The sequence below is a fragment of the Enterobacter huaxiensis genome, from assembly GCF_003594935.2.
GTDB classification, from domain to species: domain Bacteria; phylum Pseudomonadota; class Gammaproteobacteria; order Enterobacterales; family Enterobacteriaceae; genus Enterobacter; species Enterobacter huaxiensis.
On the sequence record NZ_CP043342.1, the window covers coordinates 1,379,850 to 1,397,214 of the forward strand.

The 17,365-nt window shown below is 54.0% G+C and carries 13 protein-coding genes, 6 tRNA genes and 1 pseudogene; 8 read left to right on the forward strand and 12 right to left on the reverse strand.

Annotated elements, in window-relative coordinates:
• Positions 1 to 118 precede the first annotated feature (118 nt).
• Positions 119 to 436: pseudogene (locus D5067_RS06675) on the forward strand (hypothetical protein); the annotation flags it as partial.
• 123 nt (positions 437 to 559) lie between these two features.
• Here D5067_RS06675 and D5067_RS06680 read toward each other — a convergent pair.
• The 4 genes from D5067_RS06680 to D5067_RS06695 form a co-directional block, all read right to left on the reverse strand.
• A tRNA-Lys gene (locus tag D5067_RS06680) sits at positions 560 to 635 on the reverse strand.
• Positions 636 to 639: 4 nt separating this feature from the next.
• A tRNA-Val gene (locus D5067_RS06685) sits at positions 640 to 715 on the reverse strand.
• A gap of 29 nt (positions 716 to 744) precedes the next feature.
• Positions 745 to 820 (reverse strand) — tRNA-Val (locus D5067_RS06690).
• Between the two features lie 41 nt (positions 821 to 861).
• Positions 862 to 937: transfer RNA gene (locus D5067_RS06695), tRNA-Val, on the reverse strand.
• A gap of 258 nt (positions 938 to 1,195) precedes the next feature.
• On the opposite strand from D5067_RS06695, the gene gltX reads away from it, so the two are divergent.
• Positions 1,196 to 2,611 (forward strand): glutamate--tRNA ligase, encoded by a 1,416-nt coding sequence (gene gltX / locus D5067_RS06700; protein ID WP_119937370.1) that lies wholly within the window; start codon positions 1,196 to 1,198, stop codon positions 2,609 to 2,611.
• Positions 2,612 to 2,663: 52 nt separating this feature from the next.
• Here the strand turns inward: gltX and D5067_RS06705 are convergent, their stop codons facing one another.
• On the reverse strand, positions 2,664 to 3,050 hold the full coding sequence (locus tag D5067_RS06705) for a YfeC-like transcriptional regulator (protein ID WP_119937369.1): 387 nt from the start codon (positions 3,048 to 3,050) through the stop codon (positions 2,664 to 2,666).
• Position 3,051: 1 nt separating this feature from the next.
• A complete protein-coding gene (locus tag D5067_RS06710) occupies positions 3,052 to 3,414 on the reverse strand; it encodes a YfeC-like transcriptional regulator (RefSeq protein WP_119937368.1) in 363 nt (120 codons plus the stop codon).
• A 217-nt stretch (positions 3,415 to 3,631) separates the two neighbouring features.
• On the opposite strand from D5067_RS06710, the gene D5067_RS06715 reads away from it, so the two are divergent.
• From D5067_RS06715 to D5067_RS06725, 3 genes are all read left to right on the forward strand, one after another.
• A tRNA-Ala gene (locus D5067_RS06715) sits at positions 3,632 to 3,707 on the forward strand.
• 40 nt (positions 3,708 to 3,747) lie between these two features.
• Positions 3,748 to 3,823 (forward strand) — tRNA-Ala (locus D5067_RS06720).
• Between the two features lie 213 nt (positions 3,824 to 4,036).
• Complete coding sequence (locus D5067_RS06725) at positions 4,037 to 6,226, forward strand: sensor domain-containing phosphodiesterase (RefSeq protein ID WP_119937367.1); 2,190 nt, start codon at positions 4,037 to 4,039, stop codon at positions 6,224 to 6,226.
• A 45-nt stretch (positions 6,227 to 6,271) separates the two neighbouring features.
• Here the strand turns inward: D5067_RS06725 and nupC are convergent, their stop codons facing one another.
• Positions 6,272 to 7,459, reverse strand: a complete 1,188-nt coding sequence (gene nupC / locus D5067_RS06730) for a nucleoside permease NupC (RefSeq protein WP_119937366.1) — start codon at positions 7,457 to 7,459, stop codon at positions 6,272 to 6,274.
• A gap of 346 nt (positions 7,460 to 7,805) precedes the next feature.
• Here nupC and D5067_RS06735 point away from each other — a divergent pair, with 346 nt between their 5' ends.
• Complete coding sequence (locus tag D5067_RS06735) at positions 7,806 to 9,044, forward strand: Nramp family divalent metal transporter (RefSeq protein WP_119937365.1); 1,239 nt, start codon at positions 7,806 to 7,808, stop codon at positions 9,042 to 9,044.
• A 34-nt stretch (positions 9,045 to 9,078) separates the two neighbouring features.
• Here D5067_RS06735 and ypeC read toward each other — a convergent pair whose 3' ends face one another.
• Positions 9,079 to 9,426 carry a DUF2502 domain-containing protein YpeC gene (gene ypeC / locus D5067_RS06740; protein WP_119937364.1) on the reverse strand — a complete coding sequence of 116 codons (348 nt, stop codon included), beginning with the start codon at positions 9,424 to 9,426 and terminating at the stop codon, positions 9,079 to 9,081.
• Between the two features lie 126 nt (positions 9,427 to 9,552).
• Entirely contained in the window at positions 9,553 to 10,551 is a 999-nt protein-coding gene (gene mgrA / locus D5067_RS06745) for an L-glyceraldehyde 3-phosphate reductase (RefSeq protein ID WP_119937363.1), read from the reverse strand.
• Positions 10,552 to 10,735: 184 nt separating this feature from the next.
• On the opposite strand from mgrA, the gene ipdC reads away from it, so the two are divergent.
• Positions 10,736 to 12,394 (forward strand): indolepyruvate decarboxylase, encoded by a 1,659-nt coding sequence (gene ipdC, locus D5067_RS06750; RefSeq protein WP_119937362.1) that lies wholly within the window; start codon positions 10,736 to 10,738, stop codon positions 12,392 to 12,394.
• On the opposite strand, the gene D5067_RS06755 is transcribed toward ipdC, so the two are convergent.
• Positions 12,395 to 13,630 (reverse strand): ion channel protein, encoded by a 1,236-nt coding sequence (locus D5067_RS06755; RefSeq protein ID WP_119937361.1) that lies wholly within the window; start codon positions 13,628 to 13,630, stop codon positions 12,395 to 12,397.
• A gap of 206 nt (positions 13,631 to 13,836) precedes the next feature.
• Between D5067_RS06755 and glk the strand changes: the two genes are divergently transcribed.
• A complete protein-coding gene (gene glk, locus D5067_RS06760; RefSeq protein WP_119937360.1) occupies positions 13,837 to 14,802 on the forward strand; it encodes a glucokinase in 966 nt (321 codons plus the stop codon).
• 34 nt (positions 14,803 to 14,836) lie between these two features.
• Here the strand turns inward: glk and D5067_RS06765 are convergent, their stop codons facing one another.
• Positions 14,837 to 15,568 carry a LytR/AlgR family response regulator transcription factor gene (locus tag D5067_RS06765; RefSeq protein WP_119937359.1) on the reverse strand — a complete coding sequence of 244 codons (732 nt, stop codon included), beginning with the start codon at positions 15,566 to 15,568 and terminating at the stop codon, positions 14,837 to 14,839.
• A gap of 13 nt (positions 15,569 to 15,581) precedes the next feature.
• The gene (locus D5067_RS06770; RefSeq protein ID WP_119937358.1) at positions 15,582 to 17,279 is read right to left on the reverse strand and encodes a sensor histidine kinase; all 1,698 of its coding nucleotides are present in this window, start codon (positions 17,277 to 17,279) and stop codon (positions 15,582 to 15,584) included.
• Positions 17,280 to 17,365 lie beyond the last annotated feature (86 nt).

Consider the following 17,365-nt stretch of genomic DNA (forward strand, 5'->3'; position numbering starts at 1 on the left):
GCCATAAATAACAGATATCGGCATGAAAAAGGATAGCTTGAGTGGGCTCAGGCTCCATCAATAGTCAACGTGTATCGCCCGGCCGGGAAAAGTGTATTGGAGGTCACCCGCCCGCTCCAATGGCCACGCGGGTGAGCTGATCCTGGGCCATCTTGCCGGTGTGCCTGTAGTGTGCATGAAAGGGCGCGGTCACTTCTATGAAGGCCGTGGAATGAACGTCATGACCGATGCCATTCGTACCTTCAAACTGCTGGGCTGTGAGCTGCAGACAGTGCTGGCGATGGTCTGCATGGGGATGGGCATTATGCTGGCAGCAAACAGCTACGCACAGATGCAGTGGCCGGGCGTGGTATTCCGTCCGCTACAGGAGCGTGTACCGGCACATTTGTACGTGGTGTTCGACCAGAAGCAGGCGACGCCGGCAGTGAAAAAATAGGTGAACACGTTAGTGGGAGGGTGAGGTTTTGTCGGCCTGGTGAGCGCAGCGCCATCAGGCAATCCGTTTTAGGCTGAAGAACAACAGATAGCAAAAAAGCGCCTTTAGGGCGCTTTTTTACATTGGTGGGTCGTGCAGGATTCGAACCTGCGACCAATTGATTAAAAGTCAACTGCTCTACCAACTGAGCTAACGACCCGAAATGGTGGGCGATGACGGGCTCGAACCGCCGACCCCCTCCGTGTAAAGGAGATGCTCTACCAACTGAGCTAATCGCCCATTTCGGAACTGCTGCGATAAGGTGAGAATGGTGGGCGATGACGGGCTCGAACCGCCGACCCCCTCCGTGTAAAGGAGATGCTCTACCAACTGAGCTAATCGCCCATTCTCAATTCTTATCTACACTGCGAGTCTACCGAAGTAGATGGTGGGTGATGACGGGCTCGAACCGCCGACCCCCTCCGTGTAAAGGAGATGCTCTACCAACTGAGCTAATCACCCCCGCTGTGTGGAGTCGCATTATAGGGAGAGTTGAAAATGAGTCAACGCCTTTTCTAAAGTTTTTATCCGTTCGTCGTAAAATTAGACAAAACGATCGCGAAACGGGCGGTGACGCATGATTTCTAAACAAAAACCGTAAACTCTGGCCCGATTCAGGGAACAACATTGAGGAATCGCCTCACAGTGATAGAATATTGCCCATTGTTTTTCCCCCAGGATTTGCCGATTGCCGGCATCTTTATAACGTAAGGCCATTTCATGAAAATCAAAACTCGCTTCGCGCCGAGCCCGACAGGCTATTTGCACGTCGGTGGTGCACGTACTGCTCTCTATTCCTGGCTTTTTGCACGCCACAACAAAGGTGAGTTCGTGCTGCGTATTGAAGACACCGATCTTGAGCGCTCCACGCCGGAAGCAATCGAAGCCATTATGGATGGTATGAACTGGCTGAACCTGGAGTGGGACGAAGGCCCGTACTTCCAGACTAAACGTTTTGACCGCTATAACGCCGTGATCGATGAAATGCTGGTCGCGGGTACGGCCTATAAATGCTATTGCTCTAAAGAGCGTCTGGATGCGCTGCGCGAAGAGCAGATGGCAAACGGTGAAAAGCCGCGTTACGACGGCCGTTGCCGCCATGACCACAGCGAGCACGCCGCCGATGAACCTTGCGTTGTCCGTTTTGCTAACCCGCAGGATGGCTCTGTTATCTTCGACGACCAGATCCGCGGCCCGATCGAATTCAGCAACCAGGAGCTGGACGATCTGATCATCCGCCGTACCGACGGTTCCCCAACCTATAACTTCTGCGTTGTGGTTGACGACTGGGATATGGAAATCACTCACGTTATTCGTGGTGAAGACCATATCAACAACACCCCGCGTCAAATCAACATCCTGAAAGCGCTGAACGCGCCGGTGCCGGTCTATGCGCACGTTTCCATGATCAACGGTGATGACGGTAAAAAACTGTCTAAACGTCATGGCGCGGTGAGCGTTATGCAGTACCGTGACGACGGCTACCTGCCGGAAGCGCTGCTGAACTATCTGGTGCGTCTGGGCTGGGCCCACGGTGACCAGGAGATCTTCAGCCGCGAAGAGATGATCGACCTGTTCGCGCTCAGCTCTGTGAGCAAATCAGCCAGCGCGTTCAATACCGACAAACTGCTGTGGTTGAACCATCACTACATCAACACCATGCAGCCGGAGTATGTGGCGACCTACCTGCAGTGGCATATCGAGCAGGCAAACATTGATACTCGTACCGGACCTGAGCTGGCGGAACTGGTAAAACTGCTCGGCGAGCGTTGCAAAACGCTGAAAGAGATCGCTGAAAATTGCCGCTACTTCTATGAAGAGTTTGACGAATTCGACGCTGACGCAGCCAAAAAACACCTGCGTCCGGTTGCGCGCCAGCCGCTGGAAGTGGTGCGTGACAAGCTTGCAGCTCTGACCGACTGGACCGCAGAGAACGTGCATCATGCGATTCAGGCGACAGCCGATGAGCTGGAAGTCGGCATGGGCAAAGTGGGTATGCCGCTGCGCGTCGCGGTTACCGGTGCCGGCCAGTCCCCGGGGCTGGATGTTACCGTTCATGCTATCGGTAAATCACGTAGCGTGGCGCGTATCAACAAGGCGCTGGATTTTATTGCCGCGCGTGAAAGCCAGCAATAATTAAACGGCAACGAATAAAAACGGCAGGGTAACCTGCCGTTTTTTATGCGCATCATTCTGCAATGCCGAGACGCGTCAGAAAACCTTGTATACCCTCGCGCTTCAGCAAGATGTGAAGGCGCTCCTGCTCAACCTGCGTCATGTTTTCCAGCGAGTCGATTATCTGAGGGAGGAGGGTAGAGGATGCCGGTACCTCATAGAGAGAGGGCGTTTCTGCCACCTGGTAAATCGCCTGTCGATGACGAATGGCGGGAAGGCTAATAATATGTTCCTTCACGCGTGCATCAATATGGATCACCCGGGCTCTTCCGCCCTTAACGCCGTTGATACCTTCCGTTTTCCATCCCTTCTGGCGTATCCAGCGATTTACGGTTTGCCTGGCGACGCCCAGACTGTCAGCCAGCTCTTCCGTGGTCATTTTGCTGCGTAATCTTTTCATATCAGTTCTGATCGCGAATCCCTAAACGTTGCAATAATCCGGTAATCCCTTCCCGCAGTAACAGCGAAGTCATCTGCTTTTGCTCTTCCGGCGTCATTTCGTTGGCCAGCGTCAGAAGTAAAGTATGCAGTGAGCCGTCATGGCAGGCACGTTCTGGCATTTCTGCCGTCTCCGATGCCCGGCACGCGCTACGAATAAACTCTCGCACTTTCTCGTTCACATGTACCAGACGCGCCTTACCACCCTGAACCCCTGGTTTTGGCGACGTAATCCAGCCTTCTTTACGTACCCATTTATTGATGGTCTGTCGGCTATAGCCAGTGAGCAGGGCGAGCTCTTCTGGCGTCATTCGTTCCTTGATCATGCAATTTCCTGAGTGTCTGTGTGGTTAATTAGTGGTTCATCTTATAGCACCGTTTTACTCGAAAACGTGACAAGCTTAACTCCTGACTGCGAGCAGGCTCGCAAAGCGATTCATTTGCATGATTTTTCGACGGTTGAGTGGCCAGGGTTGATTTTGCCGTTGACACTCAGCGGCGGAATTCATATTATGCCGCCCGTCAACATGACAGCTTTACGATGGGGCTATAGCTCAGCTGGGAGAGCGCCTGCATGGCATGCAGGAGGTCAGCGGTTCGATCCCGCTTAGCTCCACCAAACTCTGAACCCAACAGAGTGCGGTAGTAAAGTATCATGTGGGGCTATAGCTCAGCTGGGAGAGCGCCTGCATGGCATGCAGGAGGTCAGCGGTTCGATCCCGCTTAGCTCCACCAAAATTTAAACCCTCGTCGAAAGACGGGGGTTTTTTTATGCCTTTGTAAATCACTTCAACGGTTTTTGTTGCAACAAAGGGTATTTTCTATACCCCACCTCAACCCAAATCAATAAACGAGTCTATAAATAGACTTGAACTTGATTCGTGCAATTAATAAACCTATTATCCATCCGGTCAATGATTAGGATGGTAAAATAGATTCTTCAGCTTAATGAAAAGAAAAACTTACAATAACGTAAAGATATTTATGATTGCGCTGGCGCTTTGCCTGATAGCGGTGCCTTTTTCCCGTTACCTCTCTCCGCGCGCTATCGTAAATGGCCATGAAGTATATTTAGCATGGTTACCGTTAAGCGTTATGTTAGCGGTCATTTTGTTGTTCGGTCGTAAGGCAATTATTCCCGTACTGTTAAGTTTTACCATTACTAATATATTCCTCATTGATTTAGCTCCACTACAATATGCGGTTCTCTTATTTTGTCAGACGTTTTCTGTCTTCGCCGCATGTGGCGCAGTCCGTCTGATGCTTGGCAAGCGCTGGCGCTACGGCGTGCCCAACAGGTACATCGGGATTAGGATTTTCTGGCTTGGTTTCATGGTGCCTGTCGGCATCAAAATATCCATGTACCTCGCAGGATATTTATTCCACTTTCCTGTCACTATTTCTAACTTCTTCGGTGAAGGAACGGCGATTTACAACGTCGTCGATATTCAAAGCCTGATCTGCGCGGCGTTGATTTTCACCATGATGTTCTATTATCCATTAAGAATGATTATTAATCCCCGCTATGCCAGGACCTTCTGGCGGCGGAGCGTAAAGCCCATATTTTTCCACAAAAAGTCATTATTTATAGTCATCTGGCTAATGCTTTTAGTGTCAATTATCGCAATCTTATGTACGCCACTCGAATCACCTATAATTGCCGGATATCTGATGCCGGTTATTTTTATTCTTTTTACACTGGGCATCAGTCGCCTGAGCTACGCTCTCATTTCCTTGCTGTGGGCGGCTTCCGCACTCCTGCTGTTGAACTATAACTATAACTTTCTCAACGGCGTCGAGTCGGGACATTCGCTCTCCTTTATCCTGTCCGTACTGATCTCCTTCGCAATCTGCCTGCTTTACATGTCGCGGATCTACCAGCGAAGCGAGCGTATGAAGCGGGGCTGGCAGGAGATTGCACTCACGGATCCTCTGACGGGATTACCTAATATTCGTGCCCTGGAAGATTTTCTGCTGAATCATCCCGACGCCAAAATATGCTGTTTGCGGATGGACAACCTGGAGTTCCTGAGCCGCCATTACGGCATTCTGATGAGGGTGCACTGCAAGCGGATTATTACGGCCTCACTGCAGCCGTTATTGCAAAAAGATGAGACCCTCTTCCAGCTGCCAGGGAGTGAACTGGTGCTGGTGCTGCTGGGGCCGGGAACGGCGGAGCGCTTGCAGCATATGGTTGATCGGCTCAATAGCCGTAAAATTTACTGGAACAACACCGGGCTGGATATTGAATTCGGCGCATCCTGGGGCGAAATGGGGAGCGGTGAAAATCTACACCACATGCTGGGGCAGCTCAGCTGGCTGTCTGAGCAGTCGTGTGCGGCGCATAATGTCCTGGCCTTGACCAACAGCGTTGAGGATGTCTCCGGGCAAACAACGGACAGAGTACTCATGCTGGCACGTATTAAACGTGCGCTAGATGAGGGGGGGCTACATCTGTATGCCCAGCCTATCCGGAATGCGCAGGGTAAAGGGTATTATGAAATTCTCGCGCGCATGGAAAGTGATGGAGAGATTATTACGCCCGATCGCTTCATTCCGCTGATTGCCCAGTTCAACATGAGCCACCGCTTTGACCTGCAGGTGGTCGAGAATCTCTTGATGTGGCTACGCGCGCATCCTGCCACACAGGATGGCACCCGTTTTTCCGTCAATCTGATGCCGATGACCTTAATGCAAAATGACGTTGCCGCGGAGATCGTCGCGCTTTTCGAGCGTTATGGCGTTGCGCCGCAGACAGTGGTGATTGAAGTGACCGAGGAACAGGCGTTTTCTAACTCCGGGAGCAGCATCAACAATATCCAGCAGCTGAGAGACTACGGTTTCCGCATTGCCATTGATGACTTTGGTACAGGGTACGCGAATTACGAGCGCCTCAAGCGCCTGGAGGCAGACATCATCAAGATTGATGGTTGCTTCGTGAAGGATATTTGTACCGACAGCATGGACGCGATGATAGTGCAGTCGATTTGCAACCTGGCAAAAACAAAGTCACTCTCGGTGGTGGCTGAATTTGTGGAAACCCCCGAGCAGCGCGACATGCTGCTGCGTTTCGGTGTCGACTATCTGCAAGGCTATTTGATAGGCAAACCCACGCCGTTAGCGGAATTACGGGCATAAAAAAACCGGAAGCCGAGGCTTCCGGTTTTCATTTCACCGTTCGGATTACAGTACCAGTGCTGCGATAGAAGCAGACAGTACGCTCACCAGCGTAGAGCCGTATACCAGCTTCAGGCCGAAGCGAGAAACCACGTTACCCTGTTCTTCGTTCAGACCTTTAATCGCACCGGCGATAATACCGATGGACGAGAAGTTCGCGAAGGAGACCAGGAACACGGACAGGATGCCTTCCGCGCGCGGAGAGAGCGTGCTGGCAATCTTCTGCAGATCCATCATCGCCACGAATTCGTTAGACACCAGTTTGGTCGCCATAATACTGCCAACCTGCAGCGCTTCGTGAGCCGGAACACCCATCACCCAAGCAATTGGGTAGAAGATGTAGCCCAGAATACCCTGGAAGGAGATGCCCAGAACGGCTGCGAACAGGGCGTTCAGTGCGGCGATCAGCGCGATAAAACCAATCAGCATGGCGGCAACAATGATGGCAACCTTGAAGCCCGCCAGAATGTACTCGCCCAGCATTTCGAAGAAGCTCTGTCCTTCGTGCAGGTTTGACATCTGAATGTTCTCTTCGCTGGCGTCAACGCGGTAAGGGTTGATAATCGACAGGACGATAAAGGTGCTGAACATGTTCAGAACCAGTGCCGCAACAACAAATTTCGGTTCCAGCATGGTCATGTACGCGCCCACAATAGACATGGAAACGGTCGACATTGCGGTTGCCGCCATGGTGTACATGCGGTTACGGGACATTTTTCCGAGGATATCTTTGTACGCGATGAAGTTCTCAGACTGACCCAGGATCAGGGAGCTCACGGCGTTGAAAGATTCCAGTTTGCCCATGCCGTTGACTTTAGACAGCAGGAAGCCGATTGCGCGGATAACCACCGGCAGGACGCGGATGTGCTGGAGAATACCGATCAGCGCAGAGATGAAGACGATAGGGCAAAGCACTTTCAGGAAGAAGAAGGCCAGGCCCTGATCGTTCATGCTGCCAAAGACGAAGTTTGTGCCTTCGTTAGCGAACCCGAGCAGTTTCTCGAACATCTCGGAAAAGCCTTTCACGAAGCCAAGGCCTACGTTGGAGTTCAGGAAGAACCACGCAAGTAAAACTTCAATGACCAGCAGTTGAACAACATAGCGAATACGAATTTTTTTGCGGTCTGTGCTGACCAACAGTGCAAGTGCAGTAACGACAACAAGTGCCAGGACAAAATGAAGGACGCGGTCCATATTTGCTCCAAATATGAGGCAGGTTTAATTTCCGTGCACATTCTATGTAACAAGCGCAAAGAAAACGAGATCAAGGCCACACTATAGTTACATCCTGTGACGAGTCTCAAAAATAGTGATCAACAATACATTTTTGTTATGTTAGGTAAATGAGTGAAAAGTTAAGTTTGTGTGCTACGCTTCACAAATGACTGCGCATTTTCACATTCTGTGATGTCGCACCCCCTGCCCACCTATTGTTCGTAGCTATCAGAGAAATCACCGTAAACCATCTAAATGATCTTGATAATCATTCTCATTTTGATAGCATTAAACATAGCAAAGGCTATATTTCCAGAGGCAGATAATGACAAACAGTCGCGTAGAGGGTAGCAGTGGCAGAGCAGCGCGCAAGCTGCGGTTCGCATTAATGGGACCTGCGTTCATTGCTGCCATTGGCTATATCGATCCGGGTAATTTTGCGACCAATATTCAGGCCGGGGCCAGCTTCGGCTATAAGCTGCTGTGGGTAGTCGTCTGGGCTAACCTGATGGCGATGCTGATCCAAATGCTTTCTGCCAAGCTGGGGATTGCCACGGGGAAAAACCTGGCCGAGCAAATCCGCGATCACTATCCTCGCCCGGCTGTCTGGCTGTACTGGGTGCAGGCCGAAATTATTGCGATGGCGACCGATCTCGCGGAATTTATCGGCGCGGCGATTGGGTTTAAGCTGATCCTCGGCGTGTCCTTATTGCAGGGCGCGGTGTTGACCGGGATTGCCACCTTCCTGATCCTGATGCTGCAGCGCCGCGGGCAAAAGCCGCTGGAAAGAGTTATCGGTGGCCTGCTGCTGTTTGTCGCCGCCGCCTATATTGTTGAGCTGATTTTCTCCCAGCCGAACCTGGTGCAGCTCGGTAAAGGTATGGCGATCCCAAGCCTGCCAACATCCGAAGCGGTATTCCTCGCCGCCGGGGTGCTGGGTGCAACCATTATGCCGCACGTTATTTACCTGCACTCTTCGTTAACCCAGCATTTGCACGGCGGATCGCGGAAAGAGCGGTATTCAGCCACGAAATGGGATGTCGGCATCGCGATGACGATTGCCGGGTTTGTGAACCTGGCGATGATGGCGACCGCCGCCGCCGCTTTCCACTTTAACGGACACACGGGCATTGCCGATCTTGACCAGGCCTACCTGACGCTCGAACCCCTGCTCAGCCATGCCGCTGCCACGATATTCGGCCTGAGCCTGGTGGCAGCGGGTCTTTCTTCCACCGTTGTCGGGACGCTGGCAGGGCAGGTCGTGATGCAGGGATTCGTACGTTTCCATATTCCGCTCTGGGTGCGTCGCTCCGTCACCATGCTGCCGTCGTTCATCGTGATTCTGATGGGGCTGGACCCAACGCGCATTCTGGTCATGAGCCAGGTGCTGCTGAGTTTCGGTATTGCGCTTGCGCTGGTGCCGCTGCTGGTATTCACCAGCAACAAATCGTTGATGGGCGATCTCGTTAACTCGACGCTGGTGAAGCGCGCGGGATGGGCGATTGTGGTGGTGGTCGTCGCCTTAAACCTGTGGTTATTGATAGGTACGGCCATGGGATTATAAAAAAGAAAGGAGCCGGGAGGCTCCTTTCTTGTTGTTAGTGGTGATGGCCGTGTCCGCGGCCTTTACCGTGTCCGTGACCCCAGCCGCCACGGCGGTCGTCACGATCGTTCCAGCCCTCGCGGTAGCCGCGTTCATAAGCTTTACGCTTATCCCAGCCACGGTGATAGCCGTTGTCATGCTTCCACCAGCGGTTTTTACGCCACTCGTAGTTGCGGTGCCAGTAGTCACGGTCGCGCCAGCCGCCGCCGTCCCAGTAGTTACCGTAATTGTCGCGATCGCCAATTTGTAATTTTATCGATGGCAACAGGGTGATTTCGCCAGCATTGGCGACCAGCGGGGCCGAAGCCAGTAATACCGCTGCAAGAATCAGTGACCTGAACATACTCTTCTCCTTCACGATCGGGGCCGCTGTGCGACCTGTTAACGCAATTTTACGATTTGGTAAACATTCGTTTCATCGCCTCAACTCCGAAATCATGAAGGAGAGCATTTTTTGCTAAAAGTGATTTTAATTTGAGCCAGACAGAATACTTTCGATCGTTGCCAGTTCGTCATTATTGAAATGGCAATTCGCCAGCATGCCCACGGCGTCATCAATTTGCGCAGTTTTACTGGCACCAATCAGCACCGAGGTGACGGTATCGTGGCGTAAAATCCAGGCCAGCGCCATCTGCGACAGTTTCTGACCACGGCGCTCTGCCAGGGCGTTCAGCCTGCGCACTTTTTCGAGCTTCTCTTCCGTGAGCTGATCGGGATTCAGGAACTTGCTGCCGCTGGCCGCGCGGGAATCCGCAGGAATGCCGTTCAGGTAACGGTTAGTCAGCTGGCCACCGGCGAGAGGCGAGAAGGGAATACACCCCACGCCCGTCTGGTGCAGCACGTCCAGCAAACCCTCTTCGGGCGCACGCTCGAACATGGAATACTTCGGCTGGTGGATCAGGCATGGCGTACCGAGGTCGTTAAGGATCTCAATCGCCGCACGCGCCATCTCAGCAGGGTAGTTGGATAACCCAACGTAAAGGGCCTTACCCTGACGTACCGCGTGGTCAAGCGCTTTCATCGTCTCCAGCAGCGGGGTTTCCGGGTCTGGACGGTGATGATAGAAAATGTCCACATACTCCAGTCCCATACGCTTCAGGCTCTGATCCAGACTTGATATCAGAAATTTACGCGAACCCCAATCTCCGTACGGACCGTCCCACATGGTGTACCCCGCCTTGGTGGAGATAATCAGCTCATCGCGCCAGGGCAGAAAATCCTCCTGCAAAATACGGCCAAAATTGCGTTCGGCAGAGCCCGGAGGCGGACCGTAGTTATTGGCAAGGTCGAAATGCGTAATGCCCACATCGAACGCGCGCTGTAAAAGTTGACGGCTATTTTCAATAAGCGTGGCGTCGCCGAAGTTATGCCATAGCCCAAGAGAGATGGCAGGTAATTTGAGGCCGCTCTCACCACAGCGACGGTACTGCATTGTCTGATAACGATTTTTGTCAGGCTGATAACCCATTCTTGAGACCTCTGGCGCTGAAAGGAAAAATGAGTGTATACGTTTACACTCACGCAATGAAAAGGAGAATAGCGCACGCTATTTCGTAAAGCATTCTTTCCAGACCCTTCTTAGCGCCGTTTCTGGACAGCCATCACGCTTCTTTAATACTCAAGGTGAGATCAACATAAGAAGGATACCTGTAATGCGTACCCCATACTGCGTCGCCGATTACCTGCTGGACCGCCTTACCGATTGTGGTGCAGACCACCTGTTTGGCGTGCCGGGCGACTATAACCTGCAGTTTCTCGATCACGTGATAGACAGCCCGGATATCTGCTGGGTCGGCTGTGCCAACGAGCTAAACGCGTCTTACGCCGCTGACGGTTACGCCCGCTGCAAGGGCTTTGCCGCGCTGCTGACCACATTTGGCGTGGGTGAACTCAGCGCCATGAACGGCATCGCGGGGAGCTTTGCAGAGCACGTTCCGGTGTTACATATTGTGGGCGCGCCGGGCATGGCGTCACAGCAGCGAGGGGAGTTACTTCACCATACGCTTGGCGACGGCGAGTTCCGTCATTTTTACCATATGAGTGAGCCGATCACCGCGGCACAGGCAATATTGACCGAGCAAAATGCCTGCTATGAAATCGATCGGGTGCTCACCACCATGCTGCGGGAACGTCGTCCAGGCTACCTGATGGTGCCTGCTGACGTGGCAAAAAAAGCCGCCACGCCGCCTGTAAACGCTCTCACGCTGCAGCCTGCTGACGCGGATAACGCCTGCCTGAAGGCGTTTCGTGACGCCGCCCGGGTCCGCCTTGCGATGGCTCAACGAACGGCGCTGCTTGCTGATTTCCTGGTGCTGCGCCACGGGCTGAAGCCCGCGCTGCAGAAATGGGTGAAAGAAGTGCCGATGGCGCACGCCACCATGCTGATGGGCAAAGGGATTTTTGACGAGCGTCAGGCCGGCTTTTACGGGACGTACAGCGGCTCCGCGAGTGCTGCACCGGTTAAAGAGGCGATTGAAGGGGCCGACACGGTGCTGTGCATCGGGACGCGTTTTACCGATACGCTAACCGCCGGGTTTACGCACCAGCTCACCGCGGCGCAGACGATAGAAGTGCAGCCTCACGCTTCCCGCGTGGGCGACGTCTGGTTCACGGGTATCCCGATGATCCAGGCCATTGAGACCCTGGCAGAGCTGTGCAAAGAGCATGTGCACGACAGCCCCGCGCCATTCGTCAACAACGATATCGCGTGGCCGACTGAGGGCGGCTCGCTTACACAGGAGAGCTTCTGGAGCACGCTACAAACCTTCATTCGCCCCGGCGACATTATTCTGGCCGATCAGGGCACCTCTGCCTTCGGCGCAATCGACCTTCGCCTGCCGGCGGAGGTGAATTTCATCGTTCAGCCGCTGTGGGGATCGATTGGCTACACGCTTGCTGCGGCCTTTGGCGCGCAAACGGCGTGCCCAAACCGACGCGTCATTGTGTTGACGGGAGACGGCGCGGCGCAGCTGACCATTCAGGAGATGGGCTCCATGCTGCGCGATAAGCAGCGCCCGGTTATTCTGGTGCTGAACAACGAGGGGTATACGGTTGAGAGGGCAATCCACGGGCCGGAGCAGCGGTATAACGATATTGCGCTGTGGAACTGGACGCAGATCCCGCAGGCGCTCAGCCTGGATCCTCAGGCCGAGTGTTATCGAGTCAGTGAAGCGGAGCAGCTCGCGGACGTGCTGGAAAAAGTCGCGCACCACGAGCGGCTATCACTGATCGAAGTGATGTTGCCGAAAGCGGACATCCCGCCGCTGCTGGGCGCCATCACCAGGGCGCTGGAAGCGCGAAATAACGCCTGATCATTTGTCGTTACGCCAGGCCATCATCATCGGTTTGCCCGCCAGCAGGAGCCAGGCGGGCAACATCACAATACACAACAGCGGGAGCAGCGTGGTGTCAGGAACGACCACGGCGGCCATAAACAGGCTCAGCCACGCATCACGCGTTACCACCAGCACCAGCCCCAGAATGGAGCACGAAACGGTGATCGCCGCCGGTACGGCATCAACATGCTCGTGCAGCATCAGCCCCAGCGCAACGCCGACAAATACCGCCGGGAAGATGCGCCCGCCGCGAAAACCGCAGGCTGCTGCCACCACCAGCGCCGCCAGTTTTATCACCGCAAACAGCAGATAATCAGAGACGCTAAAGACCTGGCTGAAGGCCAGCTGCTGCATCTCGTCCAGACCCTTAAAGAGAGTTACCGTTCCGCCGATCGCCCCCAGCGTGCCCAGCACAAAGCCGCCGACGCCCAGAATGAGCACAGGATGCTTCAGTCTGTGCATCAGCCGATGCAGGCGGGGAAGGCACCAGACCGCCACCATCCCCAGCGCAATGGCGATGGCAACCACGATCGCACCGCTGAAAATATCGGCGATCTGCATCTGACCATAATGGGGGAGGGAGAGCGAGAAATGGGGATGGAAGAACATGCTGGTGGTAAGCGCACCCGCGGCGGCGGCCATCAGTGGCGCAAACAGTTTGTCCCAGAGCGGGACGTCGTTATTGCTGCTGAGCGTCTGAGAAAAAATCAGCGCAGCAGCCACGGGGGTACCAAACAGCGCGCCGATGGTGCCTGCTGATGCCAGAATGGTCCAGTCCAGCGCGCCCACGCGAGGAAAAACGCGCGCGCCGAGAAAAACCGCCAGCGCGATGTTAACGGACATGATGGGGTGCTCTGGCCCGAGGCTAACGCCGCCCGCGAGGCCGATAATCAGCGCGATGATCAGCCCCGGCAGCGCCGAAGGCGAAACAGGCGCACCGATCAAGGGTTCCTGTGCCGGGTCAGGCCCCGCGTGGCCGGGGCTAAAGCGAATCACCAGACCCACCGCGATACCGGTCAGCGTCAGCATGAAAATAATCCATGCGGGAGAATCCATACTGACGCCCAGGGTGGCCGGGAGTGCTGTCCACAACATCGTCTGGAGAACCGACGCAATTTTCATGACGACGATGAGCACCAGGCTTGAGGCAACGCCAATAATCAAGGCCGGGATTGCCAACACCAGCATGGTTCTGGCTCGCGGGTGGAGCATGATGATTTCCTTGTAGAAAACGGTATTTCGTTACTTTGCACAATCAGCCTTATGGCAATAGTGCAAAAGGTGCTGAAACGGTAAAGTTATTCTGTGACGAAGATCGATAATCGTGGGGGCAGTCACCTTCTGGTCGTTGTTGTTATCACGCCTTGAATTTACAGTGTCCCAAAGATTTATTCTGACTTTAGCGGAGCAGTAGAAGAATGACAAAGTATGCTTTGGTAGGTGACGTGGGCGGCACCAACGCGCGCCTTGCGCTATGCGATGTGAATAGCGGCGAAATTTCTCAGGCCAAAACCTATTCAGGGCTGGACTACCCGAGCCTGGAAGCCGTGGTTCGCGTCTATCTGGACGAACACAAGGTGAGCGTGGAAGACGGGTGTATAGCGATTGCCTGCCCGATCACCGGCGACTGGGTAGCGATGACCAACCATACGTGGGCGTTTTCCATTGCCGAGATGCAGAAAAATCTCGGATTTTCCCATCTTGAGATCATTAATGATTTCACTGCCGTTTCGATGGCGATCCCGATGCTCAAGCCAGAGCATTTGATCCAGTTTGGCGGCACTGCGCCGGTGGAAGGCAAACCGATCGCCGTATACGGTGCCGGCACCGGTCTGGGCGTGTCGCATCTGGTGCATGTCGATAAGCGCTGGGTCAGCCTGCCGGGTGAAGGCGGCCACGTGGACTTTGCGCCGAACAGCGAGGAAGAGGGCATTATTCTCGAAGAGCTGCGGGCTGAAATTGGCCACGTTTCTGCCGAGCGCGTGCTTTCCGGCCCGGGCCTGGTAAACCTGTACCGTGCGATTGTAAAATCAGACGGGCGTTTGCCTGAAAACCTGCAGCCGAAAGACGTCACCGAGCGCGCGCTGGCGGACAGCTGTATCGACTGTCGTCGCGCCCTGTCGCTGTTCTGCGTCATCATGGGACGTTTTGGCGGTAACCTGGCGCTGAATCTTAGCACCTTTGGCGGCGTCTATATTGCGGGTGGGATCGTGCCGCGCTTCCTCGACTTCTTTAAAGCCTCCGGTTTCCGCGGCGGCTTTGAGGATAAAGGGCGTTTCCGAAGCTATGTGCAGGACATTCCTGTCTATCTGATTGTGCACGATAACCCGGGCCTGCTGGGCTCCGGCGCGCACCTGCGTCAGGTCCTGGGCCAGATCCTCTGATGTTTTTACCCTCTCCCGCGGGAGAGGGTAGGCCTTAAAGGTGCATCAGCTGGCGAAACTCTTTCACCTTGCTGCGGCTTACCGGCACCTGAAAATCGAGATCTTTCAAACGTAAAATGTAGGTGTTATTAAACCAGGGCTCGATCTCGCGAATTTTGTTCAAATTGACGCAGAATGAGCGGTGGCAGCGGAAGAAGTGCGCTGCCGGCAGCTTGCTGCAAAACTCCGTAATGTTCATCGCCATCACGTACGATTCGCGCCGCGTGTAGACAAACGTCATCTTTTCATGGGCTTCGGCGTAATAGATATCGTCGATTGGCGTGACGATGATGCGCTCATCTTTTACCAGATTGATGGTGTCATTTTCACGCACGGCCGGGCCTGCGCTAAGGGGGGTTGCCTGCTGTTGCCATGCTGCTTCGAGCTTCTGCAGCATGCTGACAATCCGCGACTCCTGGTAAGGCTTAAGAATGTAGTCAAACGCCTCCAGTTCGAACGCCTCTACCGCATGTTCTTTCCAGGCGGTGACGAACACAATAAACGGCTTATGGGCAAACTGATTAATGTTTTGCGCCAGCAGCACGCCGTCCAGCGACGGAATATTGATGTCGAGAAAAATGGCGTCAACCCGGTTGTGCTGTAAAAACTTCAGCACGTCCAGACCGTCGTCAAAGGTGCCTACAATCTCCATCTGGCTGTGCGTTTTAATCAGCCAGCTCAGCTCCTGTTGAGCCAGAATTTCATCTTCTACGATGATGACTTTCATGTGTTACTCCGGCCTACGGCAACAAGGATATCGGTGCATGAACGGCGGTGCGGTCATGCGGGACGTAAAAAGCGATCTCTGTGCCGGGCTCAAGACGGCGAATATGTAGACCTTCGCCATACAGCAGCTTGACCCGATGATGGACGTTCAACAAACCAATCTTGTTGCCAGGCATTTCGTTAGATTCTACGCGCTCAACGACTTTCGGGTCGATGCCGTGGCCGGTATCGCGTACCGCAATACGGACTCGGTTGCCGCTTTCCGTCACGCCGATCGTCACCACGCCTTTCCCTTTGCAGGGCTGGATACCATGGACAATGGCGTTCTCAACCAGCGGCTGGATCAGCAGGCTTGGGATCACGCAGTTGACCTCTTCATCAATATCGTAAATGACGGTGAGTTTGTCGCCGAAGCGGGCCTGCTCAATCGCGATGTAATCTTTAATCTGGTACAGCTCTTTTTTGATGTCGATCTGCTCGTCGTCCTTCAGCTCAATGTTGTAGCGCAGATAGCGTGACAGATTAAAAATAAGCTGGCGCGCGGTGTCCGGATTTAGCCGAATGGACGAGGAGATGGCGTTCAGCGCGTTAAACAGAAAATGGGGATTTATTTTGCTCTGCAGCGCGCGCAGCTCTGCCTTATTTGCCATCTCGCGCAGCTGCTCGGCGCGTGAAACCTCAAGCTGGGTAGAAATAATCTGCGACAGGCCAATCGCCATCTCCTGAAGCGAAGAGGTGATCTGGTGGGCGTGGCAGTAATAAATCTTCAGCGTGCCGGTCACTACGCCTTTTTCCCAAAGGGGGATCACCAGCATGGAGTGAATTTCCGGGGTTCTGTGGGCTTCATCATTGTTTTTAATGATGATTTTACCGTAGTTGATCGACTGTCTGGTCGTTGGGCTAATGGTATCGTCGTTGTCCTGATAGTTATGTTCGCCCACACCGACGTAGGCCAGCACGTGGTCGATATTGGTGATGGCGACGGCATCGGCGTGGATATCCCGGCGGATGATATCGCAAACCTGACGCAGCGATTCGGCGTTAACGTGGCGGAAAAGCGGCAGCGTTTTGTTGGCAATGTCCAGCGCCAGCTTGGCCTGACGGGCGGCGCTGGCCTCTTTTTCCCCTTCAACGCTTTGCACCAGCAGCACGATAAAGCCGATGCAGACGCTGCCGAGGATCATCGGAATGCCGATTTTTGAGACGATATCCAGGCCCAGCGCGGTGGTTGGCGCCCAGACGACCACCAGAATCATGGTCAACGTTTCACACACCATGCCCGCGATGATCCCCGCCCGCCAGCGCTGCTTTTTCGGGATTTTGCGGTTAATCCAGCCGGAAAGTATCCCGGCAATAATGCTGGTAATGAAGCACGGAATGGCCGTCACGCCGCCAATATCAATCAGGTAACGGTGCGTGCCGGCGATAATACCGGTGATAATCCCGACCCACGGGCCGAACAAAATCCCGCCGGACATCACGGCGATGATTCGCACGTTAACCAGTGAACCTTCTACCGGAACGCCGGACCAGGTGCTGAACAGGGCGAACAGGGAAAAAATGGCCGTTACTGCCAGCAGCTCCTTTGGCGAGTGCGCAGACTTGTGCAGAAGCTCGCGAAACAGGCGGATGCGAATGAGGAAGAACAGGCAGATCAGCATTAATGCCGCACGGTCAAATACCGCGAGGAGCATATCGAAGATTTCGTGCACGAGTGAACCTGGGAAAACGGGAAAAAACTATGATAAAAAACCTGGCGCGTAATAACCAGCTATCAGTCCTGTTTATCAAATGGGGA